Origin of the sequence: Staphylococcus sp. HMSC068G11, assembly GCF_001815825.1 — a bacterium.
Lineage (GTDB): Bacteria > Bacillota > Bacilli > Staphylococcales > Staphylococcaceae > Staphylococcus > Staphylococcus epidermidis.
In genome coordinates this window covers 48,598-67,390 of the sequence record NZ_KV822090.1, presented here as the reverse complement: position 1 = coordinate 67,390, position 18,793 = coordinate 48,598, and the positions used below count along the sequence as shown (strand labels likewise).

The following is an 18,793-nucleotide window of genomic DNA, read 5'->3' as shown; positions in this document are numbered from 1 at the left end:
GCTATTTTGCTAGGAATTATGTCCCAGCCTCTCTTCTCTTTCCTTTCAAACCGTAATAAACATTGTATACATATAAAGTCTTAGAAAGTAATCAGTTTATCGTCGTATGTAAATTTGATACTACAGACCCATGATTTCTTATGGTTTATCCTTTATTATTTAAAGTGTAGAGAGGCAAGGGAGGTATAAACAACATGATTATCTACAGAAGAAATATAGAAAATGGAACACCCGTTTATGAAATCATAACTAAAACTTTCAAGACAATTACTATAAAATGTGATGAAACTTTTAATAAGTATGAAATCTATCAATTGCTCTCTCTACTAGAGAATGACGTTGACAACATGCCGACAAGTTACTCATATCGTTAACGTTATTCTAGACATCTAGACATTGCATCAAACCTAATTGAGAATTAGCACTTTTGTATTTCCAGACCCAAATAAAATGAGTTTTAAAGCATTTAGTCCCTTAATACGTTTAGCTTTAAAGACATTCTATCATCCCTAAATTAACACTCACCCTAACAAGTAAGAAACGCTAATGTTAGCCAAAACTTGTCCCCTTTTGTAGCTCGGAGAGAACCTTTGAGCATTGCTAACATTAGCGTTTTTAATTATTTAATTTTAAAAAAGATTATTATTTTTATCATTCTCAACTTCTAGTAATTGTTAGTTTGATATCATCATACGTTTTAAAAACTATAATTTCATCATTTTCTTTTATTAAAAATTGTACTTCCTCATCTATATTTATTGGTTTTAAGTACTTAATTTTGTAATTCATCCAATTCACATTAAGTTCAGAAAATACTTTTTCACATATGAGTTGTCCCGGTACAATGGAACGATGGATCGGATTCTCATCATTAACTATAGTTAAATATTCATTCACCATTTCTATTGTAAATTTCATAATTTATCTTACCTCGATAAATATTTGTTTTATATACATACAATGTTTTTTATCTTTATTTATTTCGAGTCCATATGTATACTTAATAATATTTTTAATTAATTTTTGTGAAACCTTATGCAATGTCGCTTCATAGGTACAATCGACCTGAAGTTGATGTTGTGTCTTAATGTGTGTCTCTTTTAATATGATAGGCTTCTTTGAAAAAGATTGAAACAACTCAAATTGTGGCCATAACTTGGCACACATAAGAGTAGGAACATAATGGTCATACTTTATATTAAGCAATTCACAATAATTTTGAACTTCTTCATTTGTAAATTGAACTTCTCTAATTTCCATACCATCTTTCAAATAAAGCTGCATTTCCTATTCCTCCACCTATTCCCATAGTTGCTACAGTTCTAAATTGATGTTTCATATAAAATAAACGTGTGACTAACGCTGCTCCACTTGCACCATATGGATGCCCTGTAGCAATTGCTCCACCCCAACAATTCAACTTATTCAAAGGTATGTTAAGTTGTTGTTGGCTAGCAATAACTTGAGAGCTAAATGCTTCATTTAATTCTACTACATTTATATCATTTATAGTTAATCGTTCCCGAGCTAATAATTGATTTACTGCTGGCACTGGACCCACTCCTAAATACTGAGGTTGAACACCTACAGTAGCACTATTTACAAACTTAATCCCTTCGGTGAATCCTAATTGACGTGCCCGATTTTCTTCCATAACAATCAGTAATACTGCACCATCATTTTTCATACAACTGTTTCCTACTGTGACTGTTCCTTCATTTAAAAGCGGTTTAAGTCTGCCTAGTGTTTTGAGAGTGAGTTGAGGTTTAATACTTTCATCTTGATTAAAACATTCACCTTTCACTTTGAACGGTAAAATTTCTTGGGAAATATTACCGTTATTCATGTTTTTTGATGCCAACTGATGACTGCGATAAGCAAAGTCATCTTGTTCATTTCTACTGATGTGATATTTTTTCGCTACATTTTCGGCGGCTTCAATCATTGAAGGGTCTTCTCCTTCTCTTGCAAAAGGCGCCCGTTCAAAAAATTGTGGAAACTCAGATTCATAAACTGACTGCGGGCGTTTGATTTTCCAAGGAGCTCTACTGGTACTCTCAACACCACCTGCAATATATATTGTTCCAGCACCACTTTGTACCATCCTACAGGCTTGTATAACGGCTTCAAGACCTGAACCACATTGACGATCAATTGTTATACCAGGTATTTTAAAATCTAATCCTGCTTCGAGTAATGATTTTCTAGCTAAATTCCCACCATTACCTACCGTATTACCTATAATGACGTCATCCAAAAGAGACATTACTTTTGGATACTGATCTGTAAAATGATTAAATAAAGGTTCTAGTAATGATTCAGGTTCTAAATGCTTCAATCGGCCACCATACTTACCGAAGGCTATACGTTTTGCTGCAATAATAACAGGTTGTTTCATTTTTATAACTCTCCATTAATAAATTTATTTTTCATCTCTTTTCTAGCAATCTTTCCCGATTCTGTATAAATCATATGGTCAATTTTCTTTAATTTTGATGGAACTTCTTGTCTTGAAAGTTGTTTCATTAAAAAAGATTTAATTTGTCGGTAATTCAATTGTACTTTACCTGAATAAAGCAATATCGCTATTTCTCCAAATTTAGCATGTGGTATACCGATGACAAGCGCCTCATCAATGCCTTCAATATCCATAATTAAACTTTCAATAGCTGTTGGATATACATTGATTCCCCCAACTATAATACGGTCACTCTCTCTACCTACTAAAAACAAATGTTGATTTTTAATATAAGCGAAGTCACCTGTTTTAATCCATGACCCCTCTTGATTGCTCTGTCCCACATAACCACTAAACACCATTTCACTTCTAACGGCTAATAATCCTACTGCATCATCATCTTGATTTAATAATTGTGTTTCGACATGAGGGAAAAGTTTACCTACAGAATGAGCAGGACATGATTGGTTAAAATTGTAGCTTATAAAACTTGCTTCAGATGTCCCAAAAAATTCTATTAAATTTGCTTGTGGATATAAAGTGCTGATTTGTTGAAACTGTTGCAATGTAAGTTTAGCACCACTACTCAAAATACTTTTAATCAATGAACAATGTCGTTGTGTAGAAATAAGTTGTTGTACCATCGTTGGCACTACAAATATTGCTGTCGATTTGTTCAACTGATTAATAAGACGCATAAGAGATAGTGGATTAAAATTTTTTTGACCTATAAATGTTTTTCCAGTACTTAATGCATAAATACATGCGTACAATGAAAGTGAATGTGATAAAGGACCAGGTGCTACAATGGTTTCTTCACAATTCTGGAGTAATTTCTCATTTTCCTTAAAAGAAACTATCCAAGAATGTTCATTTCTATAAAATGCTTTGGGTAAACCTGTAGTTCCTGACGTGAAACCTATATGTATAACATTACGTGGGATAACCTCATCACTATAAATTGAGTTATCATGATTTAAGGTAAGATGATTATCTTTAATTAACCATTGTATGTCATAACTTTTTACAAGTTGATGTATCCTTTCATTACTCCATTGATGATTAAAAAAGCAAGGAATTCCACCTCTTTGATGTACCGCAAAATAGTTAATAATATTATTTACAGGATGGTCATCCATTAGCCCTACTTTTTCGTTTAATTTTACTTCATTATAGCGCATACTAGCCTGATGAATTTCTTTACTTAATTCTCCATACGTTAGATATCGATCTTCAAACACTAAAGCTAATCGATGCGGGTATTGATTAATATAATGCTGTAAATATTCCATTATTTTTTTCATCTTCATCACCACTTGTAAACACTCTATATAATTATGTTTACATTATACTTGCTTCATAGTTTTAAAAAAAGAGCAGGATAAAATTCCTCATGAATGATTATCCTACCATTGAAAATATTATAAAATTGTTAAAAGTTCTTCTGGATCATTAACAACATAATGAGGATTTTCATGCAACAATTCGTGTGCAGATTGTGCTCCCCATGTAACAGCGCATGTTTGCACATGAGCTTGATTCGCATTCTTGATATCTTGTGCTGTGTCCCCTATATACACGGTTTTACCTACCATTAAATGATGTTTTTGTATCAAATTTTGGATCATTTCACAAAGAAGTTTGTCTTCATTTTTAATACAGACACCTAATGAATCAGTTATAAAACGGCTTAATCCGAGATAATCTAAATACCTTTGCGTTGTTAGTGTCTCTTTATTAGATACTACAAATATTTTTTTCTTTTGGTTATGTAAAAATTGTAATGCTTCACTTATTCCGGTATATTCTTTTGATTGATGTATTTCATCGTTGCTAAAACAACGATGATATTCATCTATTAATTTTTCTATTTGATAAAAAGACAATTCATGTGAAGCTAGCGTTTTAAAATTGTTATATAAATTTAAATGATATGTATGTAAAATAGCTTGTTCTGTAGGTTCATCTAAATTTAATCTTTTAAAAGCGCTTTGTATAGCTTTAACATGACACGTTGTTGTATCAATTAGCGTTCCATCAAAATCAAAAATATAACTATCAAAATTCATGATGTTCACCTCATAGTTTAAGTTATATTATAAATATACACTTAAAGGAGTAATGTTGCACCATATATTAAAAAAGCACCTTTGTCTAATCATAGACAAAAGTGCTTATCTCTCATTTTAGTTATTCTAAATTAGCATGATTCTCTTGCATTGCTTTTTCACTAATGTGAAATGCATCCATTAAAGGTAATACAATACTATCTAAGAATATAAGTGAGGCCTGTTCAAATAAACTACCAAGTGGTTGCTTTGAACCTTCAACATCATGTTTAGTACCTGCATGCAATTCAACAACTGTCTCTGCAAGATTACCGATTGGCGAATCCGCATTTGTAGTTAATAAGACAATTTTTGCACCGACAGATTGTGCTTTTTCAGCTAATAATCTTAGATGTTCTGTAGAACCTGAACCTGAAATAATAATAAACAAATCATGTTCTTTAATTGAAGGTGTTGTTGACTCACCTACAACGTAGGCATTTTTACCTAATTGATTTAAGCGCATTGCAAAACTATTTGCAACAAAACCTGAACGACCTTTACCAGCTGTAAATATGCGATCTGCACCTATAACATCATTAGCAAAACGTTCATATTCTGTATTATCTACTTGAGATAAAGTAGCATCTAACTCTTCAAGAATAAGACGATAATTATTAAATTCACTCATCTTATTTACCTTCAATAGCTGCTCGACATTGTTTTGCTGCTTCTACAGGGTCGTCAGCATTCGCAATACCGCCACCAACAATAACTAAATCTGGATCTTCAGCTACAATATCTTTGATAGTATCTGGTTTAATACCACCTGCTACTGCAACCTTAGAGTTTTTGATTACAGATTTAACTGTACGCAAGCTATCTAATGGAGATTTTCCTTCTGCTTGTAAGTCGTAACCTGTATGAACTGCGATATAGTCTGCACCCATCTCATCTAGTTCTTTAGCACGTTGTTCTAAGTTTTGCACTGCTATCATATCAACAAGCAATGCTTTTCCATGTTTATGCGCTTCTTCAACTGCTGCTTTAATTGAAGCATCTTCAGCAACACCTAAAATTGTAACAATATCTGCACCATATTTTACTGCTTGGCTTACTTCGTAATCTGCTGCATCCATAATTTTCAAGTCAGCTAATACTTTAGCATTATTAATATTTTCATTTAAATGTTGAACTGCAGGTAAGCCTTCGTTAATTACAATTGGTGTACCGATTTCAACAATATCTACATATTCTTCAACTTTTTGAGCTAATTTTGCTGCTTCTTCTTTATTTAATAAATCAATGGCTAATTGTAGTTCCAATGAAATTCATCCTTTCATTTTGAGAAATTCTCTTTTGCTTATAGTTTTATACCCTTCACTAAACTTATTAAACACATAAAATATTTTGTATATAAAAACTACTATATAAACTACTAAATAATTATAAACAATCTGGTGCTGCATCATCATCTACATAAACTTCTACATTAGGATGTGTGTGTAAAATGGTCGCAGGTACATCTTCGGTAACCTGTTCATTTAACAGTTTACTTATAGCCTCTTTTTTCTTTGGACCAAATGCAAGTAGGATAATCCTTTTAGCTTTTAAAATACTTGCTAATCCCATTGAAACTGCTTGTTTAGGAACATCCGTTTCATTGTCAAAAAATCGACTATTTGCTTTTATGGTGCTTTCTGTTAAGTTCACCACATGTGTTTCACTATTGAAGTCTGTTCCTGGTTCATTAAAACCAATGTGACCATTTTCTCCAATTCCTAAAATTTGAATATCAATTGGACCTCTTTCATCTAATAATTTGTTATATAATTCCGCTTCTGCTTCTAGATTTTCTGAATAGCCATCAGGAATATGAATGTGATTTTTAGCAAAATGAGGATATTGCTCAAATAGCACTTTATTCATATAGGTATGGTAACTTTGCTGATGGCTTGCTTTTAAACCTACATATTCATCTAAATTAAATGTTTCAACCTGCGACACATCAGCTTTATTTTTGGTTAATAAATTTACTAAGTAATGATATACGTCAGTCATAGTTCCACCAGTTGCTAAACCAAGTTTGGTATGAGGGGACTGCTTTATCTGTTTAAACAACTCGCATGCTACATAAAATGACGCAAGATTTTTTGAATCTAAATTAATAATTTTCAATATCAAACACCTCTAATTTCAATATGGCAATGATTGATGACTTACGCCTTACTCTTTTGTATCTCTTAAACTATAATGTAACAAATGATTAAGATTTTAAACATATTAACGCTCTATATGTAGTATTCAACGTTTTTTCTTGAATTTTTCCTAATTAAATCGAGCATTCGTGTACAAATATACATAGCTTTCTAGTACAATAGATAGATAAACGAGTTTGCTGGTAAATAATATGTTTATCGGTAGTCCGTCAGTAACATATTATTTAGTTTAAGGGAGTGAACGTGTTGGAACCAATTAAAGAACAAGAAGTGCTAGATTTATTAACTTCTTACGCAAATCAGCCTGTTTACCTACACGTTGAAACAACAAATGGTGCTTATGCAAATCATTTCGATCAACGCGTATTTAACGCTGGAACATTTTTAAGAAATATTGTCGTGACTTTTGAACATGCACAACTTAAAGGGGGCGACAAAGATCCATATCGTGTAGGTCTTAAATTAAAAGATGGTGGCTGGGTTTACGTGCAAGGACTTACGCACTATGAAGTTAATAAGAATAACGAATTTTTAATTGCAGGTTTTAATTATGAAGGGCAATTGGCTGCTACAATAGAAATAAGTAAACAGCCATTTACTATATAAAGGAGGTTGCTAATCATGACTGATGAAAGACACGTACTTGTGATTTTCCCTCATCCTGATGATGAAACCTTTTCGTCTGCTGGAACTATCGCAAGTTACATTGAAAAAGGTATTCCCGTCACATATGCATGTCTCACCCTAGGACAAATGGGACGTAATCTAGGTAATCCTCCTTTTGCAACAAGAGAATCTTTACCACTTATACGTGAACGTGAGTTAGAAGAAGCATGCAAAGCAATTGGGATTACAGATTTAAGGAAAATGGGGTTAAGAGATAAAACTGTTGAATTTGAACCTTACGATCAAATGGATCAAATGATTCAATCACTTATTGACGAGACAAATCCATCATTAATTATTTCGTTCTATCCTAAATTTGCAGTCCACCCAGATCACGAAGCAACTGCAGAAGCTGTAGTACGTACAGTTGGGCGCATGCATGTGTCAGATCGCCCACGTCTTACACTTGTAGCGTTTAGCAATGATGCACCGGAAATTCTTGGGGAACCTGATATTCAAAATGACATATCGCAATATAGTGATATAAAACTCAAAGCTTTCGAAGCGCACGCTTCACAAACAGGACCATTTTTAAAACAACTTGCCAGTCCCGAAATAGATGGTCAAGCACAAAGTTTCTTAAAAATAGAGCCATTTTGGACATATCACTTTGAATCTTAAATGGAGGTAAAACATGACAGAATTTGACTTATCCACTAGAGAGGGTCGTTGGAAACATTTCGGTTCTGTTGACCCTGTCAAAGGTACGAAACCAACTACTAAAAATGAAATGACCGATTTACAAAGCACTCACAAAAATTTCTTATTTGAAATAGAGGAAGTAGGCATTAAAAATTTAACTTATCCAGTTTTAATTGATCAGTATCAAACAGCTGGTTTATTTAGTTTTTCAACGAGTTTAAATAAAAATGAAAAAGGCATTAATATGAGTCGCATATTAGAAAGCGTTGAAAAACATTATGATAATGGCATTGAACTTGAATTTAACACACTACATCAATTGTTGCGTACGCTACAAGACAAGATGAATCAAAATGCTGCAGGTGTTGATGTGTCAGGTAAATGGTTCTTTGATCGTTATAGTCCTGTTACACATATTAAAGCTGTAGGTCATGCAGATGTTACTTATGGTTTAGCTATTGAAAATCATACCGTTACACGCAAAGAATTAACTATTCAAGCCAAAGTAACAACACTATGTCCTTGCTCAAAAGAAATTAGTGAATATTCTGCACATAATCAACGTGGTATCGTTACAGTTAAAGCATATTTAGATAAAAATAATGATGTCATCGATGATTATAAAAATAAAATTTTAGACGCTATGGAAGCCAACGCTAGTTCTATCTTATATCCAATCTTAAAACGTCCTGATGAAAAACGAGTAACAGAACGTGCTTATGAAAACCCACGATTTGTTGAAGATTTAATTCGACTAATTGCAGCAGACTTAGTTGAATTTGATTGGATTGAAGGGTTCGATATTGAATGTCGTAATGAAGAGTCTATCCACCAGCATGATGCTTTCGCACGCCTGAAATATCGCAAATAAAATATCGATTTTCAATTACAATGCCAGTTGTATTTTTATTTTATAAGATACAACTGGCATGTTTTTTTAACTAAAATACCAATATAGCATAGACGTTTATCTATATAGATGATAATCTATGTTATGTTATAGGAGGCCATTTTATGTCATATATTCAATTATCTAACATATTAAAAGTCATTGCGAATCCTAGCAGATTAGAAATTTTAGATTTATTATCTTGTGGTGAATTGTGTGCGTGTGATTTACTTATACATTTTAACTTTTCACAACCAACACTAAGCCACCATATGAAGTTACTTGTTGATTGCAAATTAGTGTTTGCAAACAAAGTTGGCAATAAACAAATATACGAACTTAATCACCGCTTATTTGAACAAGTGACAAATCAATTAAATTTACTTCATTCAACTCATAACCAATGTATTTGTCATACTATAAAGAAAGGTGAAATTTCATGACTACTGTATTAGCAATTGTAATATTTTTCATCACTTTAACCTTAATCATTTGGCAACCTAAAGGGTTAGACATAGGTATTTCAGCAATCATTGGAGCACTTTTAGTTATTATTACGGGTGTAGTAAATTTTACAGATATATTAGAAGTGATCGGAATTGTTTGGAATGCTACACTAACTTTTGTCTCAGTCATTCTTATATCATTGATTCTTGATGAGATAGGATTCTTTGAATGGTCAGCTATTCATATGGTTAAGGCATCTAATGGACATGGATTAAAGATGTTTATATATATCATGATATTAGGGGCGCTTATTGCAGCATTCTTTGCTAATGATGGTGCAGCCTTAATTTTGACGCCTATTGTTTTAGCAATGATAAGAAATTTAGGTTTCAATAATAAGTTAGTATTTCCTTTTATTATAGCTTGTGGGTTTATAGCAGATTCCACCTCATTGCCACTTGTTGTAAGTAATTTAGTTAACATTGTATCAGCAGATTACTTTGGTATTAAATTTGTTGAATATTTAATGCGTATGTTTATACCTAATTTATTTTCTCTATTAGCTAGTATCTTAGTTTTATGGTTTTACTTTAGAAAATCCATCCCTAAAACTTTTGATATATCAAGTATTTCTGAACCTAAAGATGCTATACGAGACACACGATTATTTAAAATTTCATGGATTATTTTAGCTTTATTACTTATAGGTTACTTAGTGAGTGAGTTCATACATATACCTGTATCATTTATCACTGGAGCTATAGCTGTGATTTTTATATTATTAGCGCGTCAGTCTAATGTAGTGCATACGAAACAAGTTATCAAAGGGGCTCCGTGGAATATCGTGATATTTTCTATCGGTATGTATCTTGTTATTTTTGGCTTAAAGAATGTAGGGATGACATTGATTTTAGCAGATATTTTATCATCAATAGCTCAGCACGGACTTTTTAGCAGTATTATGGGCATGGGATTTGTATCCGCATTTCTTTCAGCAATTATGAATAATATGCCTACCGTACTTATTGATGCAATAGCCATCGATCAATCGCATGCTATAAGTTCTATAAAAGAAGGAATGATTTATGCCAATGTGATTGGAGCAGATTTAGGACCAAAAATCACACCCATTGGATCTCTTGCTACATTATTATGGTTACATGTTTTAGTTCAAAAAGGAGTTAAAATTTCTTGGGGTACTTACTTTAAAACGGGTATTGTAATTACTATACCTGTATTATTCTTTACTTTGTTAGGTCTTTACCTAACACTTATTATCTTTTAAATTAGGAGATTTTTTTATGCAAAAGAAAACTATTTATTTTATTTGTACTGGTAATTCTTGTCGCAGTCAAATGGCTGAAGGTTTTGGAAAATTAATATTAGGTGATAAATGGAATGTATATTCTGCTGGCATTGAAACACATGGTGTTAATCCGCATGCTATAAAAGCTATGAAAGAAGTCGGTATTGATATTTCACATCACACTTCTGACCTGATAAACAATGACATTTTAATAGCGTCTGATATAGTTGTCACATTGTGTAGTGATGCAGATGCAAACTGTCCAGTTTTACCTAAAAACGTCACTAAAGAACATTGGGGATTTGATGATCCTGCTGGTAAAGATTGGTCAGAATTTCAACGTGTAAGAGATGAGATTAAAGCAGCGATCGAAACATTTGCTCATAGAGTGTAACTTAACTCAAAACTTAAAACTCACTATTATTTATACTTTTCAACAAATTTAACAACATACTTCGCTATCATACTGATGAGTGAAACTACAATAACAGAAATATACTAAGTGGAGTAATCATGATAAACAACTAAAATCGTTTATTGTGGGTGCTATCACAATAGTTGTATTCACACACAATAAATTTTATTATAAGCTCGTTTGTAAGTGACTCGTTATTTTAAATTTTTTGATTATAAAGAGGTAAATATAGTTAGTAGTATGTATTTTCGTATAAATTATTTTTAAATGTTTATTAGTTTTATTAATATTATAAGTTTTTATTATGTTACAATGTTTGTAAAATAAACTTAACTATATGAGGTAAATTATGTACTATTTTGTAGGTAATAACATCGGTCATAAAACTGCTGGTATAGAAAAAGCAATGATTAATCGATTAAACCTATTTAAAGCATATCATTATCAAGCTAAAATCTTATTACTAGCATGGAATCGCTATTTAACTCAAACAGCATCGCAATATATTAATAGCGAAGATTATATAAACATGTATGATTATTTTCAAGAAGCAAGTAACGTAACATCAGTGTTCAGTAAAAATTGGATTCATTACTGGAGAAATGAATGTGGCTATACTATAAAACCTGTTTCTGAGACAAATGACGTTCGGATTTATGATCAACAACAATTTATAATGTATGCGCATTTTGCTGATGAAGCTTATCAAAAAATTGATTATATTAATTACTTTGATACATCTAGAAGAAAAATAAAAAGAGAGTTATACGATACACGTGGATTTTTAAGTTGCGTTAGAGTTTTATCAACGGACCAAAAAATACAAGCAGAGTACTATCTTTCTCCTCAAGGAAACGTGAAAATTGAAAAGTATTATGATATTAATTCAAATCATCCCTATGTGGCAAAAAAGATTATATTAAATCATTTAGGTAAAACGCACTTTTTAAACAATGAAACTGAGCTAGGTGCTTTTTTTATTGAAACAATATATCAAAGTAATGACTTATTCTTTAGCGATCGTAACCTTGTTACATCACATATATTTAACATAGTTGCATCTTACATCCCTGTTATTGCAGTGTTACATAGCACTCATGTTAAAGATGTTACTGATTTAACGCATTCACCAATCAAAAATGTTTATAAAGGGGTTTTTGAACATTTACAAAGGTATAAAGCCATCATTGTTTCAACACAACAGCAAAAAGCTGACGTAATTGAGAGAATCAGAGGAGTCATTCCAGTATATGCTATTCCAGTTGGTTATTCATCTTTTGAAATGAACGATGACTATAATAAAAATAACTATGTTTTACCTAAAAAAATTATTTCTGTCGCAAGATACTCACCTGAAAAGCAATTGATACAACAAATTGAACTTATTAATAGGCTTAAAGATACGTTTCCAAATATCGAACTACATATGTATGGTTTTGGTAAAGAAGAACAACATTTAAAAGAACGCATTCAAGAATTAGGACTAGAAAAACACGTAATATTAAGAGGTTTTTTAAAAGATTTAACTGATGAGTATCAAGATGCATATCTAAATTTAATAACAAGTAATATGGAAGGCTTTTCCTTAGCATTATTAGAATGTGAATCACATGGTGTACCTTCTATCAGTTATGATATTCAATATGGTCCAGGTGAATTGATACAGGACGGTAAGAATGGATATTTAATAGAAAAGAATAATCAACACATGCTATTTGAAAAAGTAAAATTATTGCTCAACAACCCCCAACTTCAACAATCTTTTTCTCACCATTGTATTGAAACTGCACAAAAGTATTCTCAAACACAAATCATGTTACTGTGGAAAAATTTACTTCAACATTTTAACTAAAGCATAAAAACATAAGTCAAATTTTGCTATGAAGTCATTTATCATTAAATGGTTTCATAGTATTTTTTTGTATTACATAAAAGAATTTTTATTCATTCGATAAAAAGGAACCATGAATTCATTTAAAATTCACGGTTCCTCTATTAAATCACTGTCAGATTGTGAGTTACATCTGTTTCTCTAAAAATTATACATTTCAGTCATTTTTAATAAAAATGACCTTGTTTGCATCGTCTTTTTCACAAGATATGATAAACGTGAAAGTTATATTATAGTTTTAATCAACACCTTATATTTGTTGGACTAAATATACTTTCTATTCAAATGTCGTATCTGCTTCTTTCACTAATTTCATTTGAATAATTTAATTTTTATTTTTTCTATTTTTGCGACGCTTCCCTAATAATAACGCTCCTAAACCTGCAAATAAAGCTCCAAGTAATGTGCCTTTAGAATCATGATCTTCATTAGCTCCTGTATCCGGTAATTTATCTTTTGTATTCTTATCTGAGCTATTGTCTAATCCTGAGTCACTGTCTGAGTCGGAGTCGCTATCGGAATCTGAATCACTGTCTGAATCTGAGTCACTATCGGAATCTGAATCACTATCTGAGTCTGAATCGCTGTCTGAATCTGAATCACTATCGGAATCTGAGTCGCTGTCTGAGTCGGAATCGCTATCGGAATCTGAGTCACTGTCTGAGTCTGAATCACTATCGGAATCTGAGTCGCTATCTGAGTCTGAATCACTATCGGAATCTGAGTCGCTGTCTGAATCTGAGTCACTGTCTGAGTCTGAATCCGATTCGTCATCATAGTATCCATTATCTATACTAAAGTCATCATGATCAGTAATTGTTACATGGACTTCTTCCCCATCAGCATCCTGTTCGTCATCATCACCAGAATCTGTTGTTGTTTGAGTCATACCTGAAGGTTTATCAAAATGAACAATATAATTACCACTATTTAAATTATCAAATTGATACTTTCCATTTTCATCAGTTGTTGTTGTACTAATGATATTTCCGTTTTCATCTTTTAACGTCACTTTTACTCCAGGGATTCCTTTTTCATCATCACCTTGAATACCATCTTTATTAGTGTCATACCATACATAGTTCCCTAAGCTATATTTAGGTGTTTGATAAAATCCGCTATCAATAGTCATATCGTCTTGTCCGTTAATAGTTACCCATACAGAATTGCCTTCTGAGTCTAGTGCAGGATTTGTTCCTGAATGTTTAAGCGTCGGCGTATATCCTTCCGGTGTTTCGAATGTAATTTTATAAGTCAATCCGTTTTTTAACCCATCAAATTGATATTTCCCCTCTTCATCTGTTCTGACTGATTTTGAAGTTCCATCAGGATACGTCAAAGTTACCAATACATTACTAAGCGGTTTTTCATTATCATTTGTATTTTGAATACCATCTTTATCTACATCTTCCCATACGTAATCTCCGATTTTATAAGTTTTTTCAGGAGGCAAGTCACCTTGTCCTTGACCTGAACTTGTAGAGAAAGCAATTGTATTATCATAGGATGCTGTTCTAAACTCACCAGTATACTCATTTATAGTCGTTTGCATTGTCACAGTTTGCTGTATCGTCGTGTAATCGTCCTTATTAGGGTCATATTTACTAATAACTTTAATAATATATGGTGAATCTATATTACCAAAATTAATATTCACGTCATTATTATTTCCTAATTGGGCATAATCATCATTTGTGACATCTTCATATTCACTGTAATCATAAATTCTGTTACTATCTGGTAAATTTTGATTATCTCCAACCTTATAAACTTTAATGATTGTACTATCGTCGATAATTGTTGAACCTTCATCACCATTCCCTGAAATATTTACATTTGTTTCTTTGGCTGAATAACGAAGAGGGTTAATATAAATCGTTTGCTCAACTGTATGGTTTTTCGTATCTATGTTTGTGAACATACTTTGAAGGTTAGCAGTCCGATTTTCGTTAGGTTTTTGATATTCAACCGTAATTGTTTTATTTACTGATGAAAGGGCCGTCTTATATTCTACATCTAACTTAGTGTTATTATTTGGAACCTTTGATTTATCAATGTATGATGTTAATTTAAGGTGCGCTTTGATATTTTCATATTTATCTACATAATCTGTAAAAGTGTAGGTAATTTGTTTATTTGTGTTGTCATAAGTACCTGTAGCGATGATTTCTCCAGAATTATCTTTTATTTTTGGTATTGCAAAACTATCGGTTAAATCTGATGGAACTGTATTCTTATCTATATTCACTGTCATCGTATCACCAGATTTCACCTTATCATCTACTTCAAAAGTTACATCATAGATTAAGTTTTCAGCATCATGTGCTTTAATAATACCATCACTATCATCATATCCTTCAGTAATACTTTGATCAGTAACTTTAATTAAATGATTAACATTCGAACCTTGTTCTGCTGCTAATTGATTTACGGTTACACGCTTGATGGGTGATTGGGCAGATGTTGTAGATAATGGTCTAGCCTTATTTTCATATTCATTTATTGGTAAATTTAATAACTCATCTTGATTTGAAATTTTTTCATCTATATTTCTATAGCTAGACGGCTGACTTGTTGTTGAATCTTCTCTTACTTTATTAGGTTGCTCTATAGTATTCTCTTCTTTATCGGATTCAGTGTTAATTTCTTTTATTTTAGAGTTAGCAAAATCTGATACGCGTGAATTTTCTTCATTATCACTTGTTTGAATAGATGCTTCACTATTTATTGTTGTATGAGATGGTTGTTGGGCAGTATCCATTGATGAATTTGAGGATTCGACTGATGAGGGTTCTTTTACCACTTCTTCTTTAAGCTGAGTATTATCTTGAGGGGTCTTTTGTAAAAATGTTGCTTCGTTTTCATCTACATTTGTTGTTGACTGTGTTATATCTTTAGAGCGATTTTCTATGGCATCGTTGCTATTCGTTTCTTCTTTTTTATTTATTTGGTTATCATCATCGGTGTTTATTGACTGACTATTATTGATTACATCATTCTTTTCTTCATTACTGGACTGATCATTGCTATCTGATAATTCATCATCCGTATTCGAATCTTTAACGTCTTGTACTGTATTCTCCTCAGCTTTGGCCTCATTATGACCTAAACCAAACAATAATGTTGCACCTATTACAATAGACGCTGTACCTACTGTGAATTTTCTAATTGCATATTTATTGGATTTATTTGCTATAGGTTTCTTTTTAGTTAGTAAATTATTTTTTTTATTAATCATAAAAATTCCTTATCTTTGACTATTTCAATGTAATTTTCAAGTAAAAATCGTTTCTAGAGTAAAATACAATATAGTATATAAGTCTTTTTTGCAATATTTTTTAAATATGTTAACAAACATTTAATAAACAGTTAATTAATTCGCTCTACATTTCTTAAAATTCTAATAACATAAATAGTTGAAATTATTACTATATTCATCAAAAAAACTGTCACCAAACTATTTCAAATGATAAAAATATAAATAACCGCTGTGTTTCATATTAGTATTATGCACATCTCTGTCACAGTGTTTTATGGAATATTTTAAAGTTAAATCTCAAAAATCATGTATATGTTTTATTAAGGCAATAAATATAAAGACTCCCTTTAATGTTTACTAAAAACATCAAAGGGAGCTAATTTAATGATATTGCTTGATAAAAACAAATCATAAAATATGATTATTTTAAGTGTTCATATGGACTATTTGTTACGAAAGATACAATTTGATCAACGAACAATTTTGCGCGTAGTTGAAATTCATTATCTTCTAAGTATAAGGTACCATCTTCTAATTTAGCATAATCAGAGTCATGTGTAGCAATTTGCGTTGGTACAGCAATACCAAGTAAACTACGTACGATGACTCTTAAGTGTGATAATGGCTCAGAACTTACTATTCCTCCACTATTGCAAATGAGTCCCACGGGTTTCATTTTGAAATGGTCCATATTAAGGTGGTCAAGTGCATTTTTAAGAATACCTGAAAACGATCCATGATAATTTGGCGTTCCTAAAATTAAGAAATCTGCTTCCATTGCTTTATTTTGTAAAGATTTGACATTGTTTTTAATTTCATCAACTGCTTGTGTTGTACCAGCAAAATCCAATTGATGAATGGGTTTCTCAGCTAGGTCAAAGATTTCCACCTCAACATCGTGTTCACCGAGTTGCCCTTTTAAATACTTCGATAAAGCGTTCGTATGAGACCCTATTTGAGCACTCCCTATAATAATTAAACCTTTCATTATTTTACACCTCTAAATTATTTTCCTCTTTTAATATTTTCATGATTGCTTTTCCAACTCCACTATTTTCGTTGGTTTCTGTGACATATTTAGCAATATGTTTAACTTCGTCTGTAGCATTATTCATTGCTACTGGATAACCTACTCGTTCTAGCATCGAAATATCATTTAAATTATCTCCTATTGCTACCACATCTGTTAAATTTATACCCAATTGATGAGCAATAGCTGATAAGGCAATGCCTTTTTGAGCGTCTGAATGAGTGATTTCTAGATTACCTCTTGATGATGAGGATACTGCTAAATTTGGTGATGATGCTAACTCTTGACCCACTTTGTCGATTTTACTTAAATCTGCATCAAAAGCTAACACCTTCATAATAAGTTCTCCAGGAATATCTTCAATTGAATCATAATTATCTACAACTTTTAAAGTACCGTTATCTATGCGTTTTTGTATATTATTTCGTATCTTGGCTACATCTGCTTTTTGACCCGCACGTTCTGCAATATCTATATAGATTGCTAAATCACGTTTAGGATCTTCTGTATATATGCCACGGTTTGTGTAAATTTGATAATAAATATGATTATTTTTAAGTGCTGTCGTAATTTTGTGTACTAAATCATGATTAAGATGCGATGTACTCGTTATATTAAATGATTCATCACGAACTTCTGCACCATTCAAACATATGTAAGGTACTTTTAAGTCTGTTTCAGCAACAGGTGTTTGTGCCTCGTAAAACGCTCTGCCAGTTGCAATAACTACTGTAATGCCGTTCGCTTGCGCAAATTTTATCGCTTCTTGATTCATAGTGGTGATTTCATGACCAGCGTTAAGTAATGTTCCATCCATATCAGTTGCTATTAGCTTTATCATTAGTTGACCTCGTTTCCACTTATTTTAAAGTGATGCTATATGAATTTTTTTAATTGATTTAAAATTAATGTGTGTAGCATGTGTCTTAACTTCATCATTGTTATATGTTATCACACAATCTTTAACGATTTACTAGACTTCAAAAATACGTTTATTTATGTACGACATCATTTTAACAAATTTATATCCTTTTGTATCTTCCCCTGTTTTTCTGCTTTTTTCTTTTCACGTATTTCCTTAAAAAAACTTCTCAATAGTTCTGCACACTCTTCTTCTAAAATTCCTTTTTCTACGATTGCCCTATGATTAAACTGGGGTTGTTCTAATAAATTCATAAGACTTCCTGAACAACCTCCTTTGGGATCAGTAGCACCATACACAACCTTGGGAATACGGCTCATAATAATAGTGCCCGCACACATGACACAGGGCTCTAATGTAACATACAACGTACATTCTTCTAATCTCCAACTGCCGACAACTTCTGACGCCCGTTCTATCGCTATGTGCTCTGCGTGGGCAGTAGGTTGCTGCAATGTTTCCCTTAAATTATGTGCACGTGCAATGACTTGATCCTCTTTAACAATAACTGCTCCGATTGGAACTTCTCCTAATGCTTTGGCTTTGTATGCTTCATTAATTGCTAAGCGCATGTAATCATGATTTTTTTTCATATGTGTTG

General features: G+C 32.0%; 20 protein-coding genes. 8 read left to right on the top strand and 12 right to left on the bottom strand.

Going from position 1 to position 18,793, the window contains the following annotated elements; genetic code table 11:
• The first annotated feature begins 194 nt into the window (after window positions 1-194).
• A complete protein-coding gene (vraX, locus tag HMPREF3058_RS06550) occupies window positions 195-374 on the top strand; it encodes a C1q-binding complement inhibitor VraX (protein WP_002445763.1) in 180 nt (59 codons plus the stop codon).
• Between the two features lie 283 nt (window positions 375-657).
• Here the strand turns inward: vraX and HMPREF3058_RS06545 are convergent, their stop codons facing one another.
• The 8 genes from HMPREF3058_RS06545 to nagB all read right to left on the bottom strand — a co-directional run bounded on the left by HMPREF3058_RS06545 (window position 658) and on the right by nagB (window position 6,684).
• Window positions 658-918, bottom strand: coding sequence for a hypothetical protein (locus HMPREF3058_RS06545; RefSeq protein WP_002445761.1), 261 nt, complete (start codon window positions 916-918; stop codon window positions 658-660).
• Between the two features lie 3 nt (window positions 919-921).
• Complete coding sequence (locus tag HMPREF3058_RS06540; protein WP_001832023.1) at window positions 922-1,284, bottom strand: protein VraC; 363 nt, start codon at window positions 1,282-1,284, stop codon at window positions 922-924.
• Window positions 1,250-2,398 carry an acetyl-CoA C-acyltransferase gene (locus tag HMPREF3058_RS06535; RefSeq protein WP_002499571.1) on the bottom strand — a complete coding sequence of 383 codons (1,149 nt, stop codon included), beginning with the start codon at window positions 2,396-2,398 and terminating at the stop codon, window positions 1,250-1,252. Before HMPREF3058_RS06535 ends, HMPREF3058_RS06540 begins: the two co-directional genes overlap by 35 nt.
• A gap of 2 nt (window positions 2,399-2,400) precedes the next feature.
• Entirely contained in the window at window positions 2,401-3,762 is a 1,362-nt protein-coding gene (locus HMPREF3058_RS06530; RefSeq protein WP_002491442.1) for a long-chain fatty acid--CoA ligase, read from the bottom strand.
• Window positions 3,763-3,879: 117 nt separating this feature from the next.
• Window positions 3,880-4,527, bottom strand: a complete 648-nt coding sequence (locus tag HMPREF3058_RS06525; protein ID WP_002491443.1) for an HAD family hydrolase — start codon at window positions 4,525-4,527, stop codon at window positions 3,880-3,882.
• Window positions 4,528-4,648: 121 nt separating this feature from the next.
• The gene (hxlB, locus tag HMPREF3058_RS06520) at window positions 4,649-5,197 is read right to left on the bottom strand and encodes a 6-phospho-3-hexuloisomerase (protein ID WP_002499570.1); all 549 of its coding nucleotides are present in this window, start codon (window positions 5,195-5,197) and stop codon (window positions 4,649-4,651) included.
• Window position 5,198: 1 nt separating this feature from the next.
• Window positions 5,199-5,831, bottom strand: a complete 633-nt coding sequence (hxlA, locus tag HMPREF3058_RS06515) for a 3-hexulose-6-phosphate synthase (RefSeq protein WP_001832167.1) — start codon at window positions 5,829-5,831, stop codon at window positions 5,199-5,201.
• Window positions 5,832-5,952: 121 nt separating this feature from the next.
• Entirely contained in the window at window positions 5,953-6,684 is a 732-nt protein-coding gene (nagB, locus tag HMPREF3058_RS06510) for a glucosamine-6-phosphate deaminase (RefSeq protein WP_002491459.1), read from the bottom strand.
• Between the two features lie 284 nt (window positions 6,685-6,968).
• On the opposite strand from nagB, the gene HMPREF3058_RS06505 reads away from it, so the two are divergent.
• The 7 genes from HMPREF3058_RS06505 (at window position 6,969) to HMPREF3058_RS06475 (ending at window position 12,942) form a co-directional block, all read left to right on the top strand.
• Window positions 6,969-7,331: a YojF family protein gene (locus HMPREF3058_RS06505; protein WP_002445755.1), complete on the top strand. Its 363-nt coding sequence runs from the start codon at window positions 6,969-6,971 to the stop codon at window positions 7,329-7,331.
• Window positions 7,332-7,346: 15 nt separating this feature from the next.
• Window positions 7,347-8,012 (top strand): bacillithiol biosynthesis deacetylase BshB2, encoded by a 666-nt coding sequence (gene bshB2 / locus HMPREF3058_RS06500; protein WP_002445754.1) that lies wholly within the window; start codon window positions 7,347-7,349, stop codon window positions 8,010-8,012.
• 13 nt (window positions 8,013-8,025) lie between these two features.
• Window positions 8,026-8,904: a GTP cyclohydrolase FolE2 gene (folE2, locus tag HMPREF3058_RS06495; RefSeq protein WP_002445753.1), complete on the top strand. Its 879-nt coding sequence runs from the start codon at window positions 8,026-8,028 to the stop codon at window positions 8,902-8,904.
• A gap of 143 nt (window positions 8,905-9,047) precedes the next feature.
• Window positions 9,048-9,365, top strand: coding sequence for an ArsR/SmtB family transcription factor (locus HMPREF3058_RS06490; protein ID WP_002445752.1), 318 nt, complete (start codon window positions 9,048-9,050; stop codon window positions 9,363-9,365).
• Entirely contained in the window at window positions 9,362-10,654 is a 1,293-nt protein-coding gene (gene arsB, locus HMPREF3058_RS06485) for an arsenite efflux transporter membrane subunit ArsB (RefSeq protein WP_002445751.1), read from the top strand. Before HMPREF3058_RS06490 ends, arsB begins: the two co-directional genes overlap by 4 nt.
• A 16-nt stretch (window positions 10,655-10,670) precedes the next feature.
• Window positions 10,671-11,069 carry an arsenate reductase (thioredoxin) gene (arsC, locus tag HMPREF3058_RS06480; protein ID WP_002445750.1) on the top strand — a complete coding sequence of 133 codons (399 nt, stop codon included), beginning with the start codon at window positions 10,671-10,673 and terminating at the stop codon, window positions 11,067-11,069.
• Between the two features lie 370 nt (window positions 11,070-11,439).
• On the top strand, window positions 11,440-12,942 hold the full coding sequence (locus tag HMPREF3058_RS06475) for a glycosyltransferase (protein WP_002491411.1): 1,503 nt from the start codon (window positions 11,440-11,442) through the stop codon (window positions 12,940-12,942).
• Window positions 12,943-13,306: 364 nt separating this feature from the next.
• Here HMPREF3058_RS06475 and sdrG read toward each other — a convergent pair whose 3' ends face one another.
• From sdrG to tadA, 4 genes are all read right to left on the bottom strand, one after another.
• Complete coding sequence (sdrG, locus tag HMPREF3058_RS06470; RefSeq protein ID WP_070731218.1) at window positions 13,307-16,219, bottom strand: MSCRAMM family adhesin SdrG; 2,913 nt, start codon at window positions 16,217-16,219, stop codon at window positions 13,307-13,309.
• Window positions 16,220-16,661: 442 nt separating this feature from the next.
• Complete coding sequence (locus tag HMPREF3058_RS06465) at window positions 16,662-17,228, bottom strand: NADPH-dependent FMN reductase (RefSeq protein ID WP_002490265.1); 567 nt, start codon at window positions 17,226-17,228, stop codon at window positions 16,662-16,664.
• 4 nt (window positions 17,229-17,232) lie between these two features.
• The gene (locus tag HMPREF3058_RS06460; protein WP_002486812.1) at window positions 17,233-18,111 is read right to left on the bottom strand and encodes a Cof-type HAD-IIB family hydrolase; all 879 of its coding nucleotides are present in this window, start codon (window positions 18,109-18,111) and stop codon (window positions 17,233-17,235) included.
• Window positions 18,112-18,278: 167 nt separating this feature from the next.
• Window positions 18,279-18,785 carry a tRNA adenosine(34) deaminase TadA gene (tadA, locus tag HMPREF3058_RS06455; RefSeq protein WP_002491445.1) on the bottom strand — a complete coding sequence of 169 codons (507 nt, stop codon included), beginning with the start codon at window positions 18,783-18,785 and terminating at the stop codon, window positions 18,279-18,281.
• Window positions 18,786-18,793 lie beyond the last annotated feature (8 nt).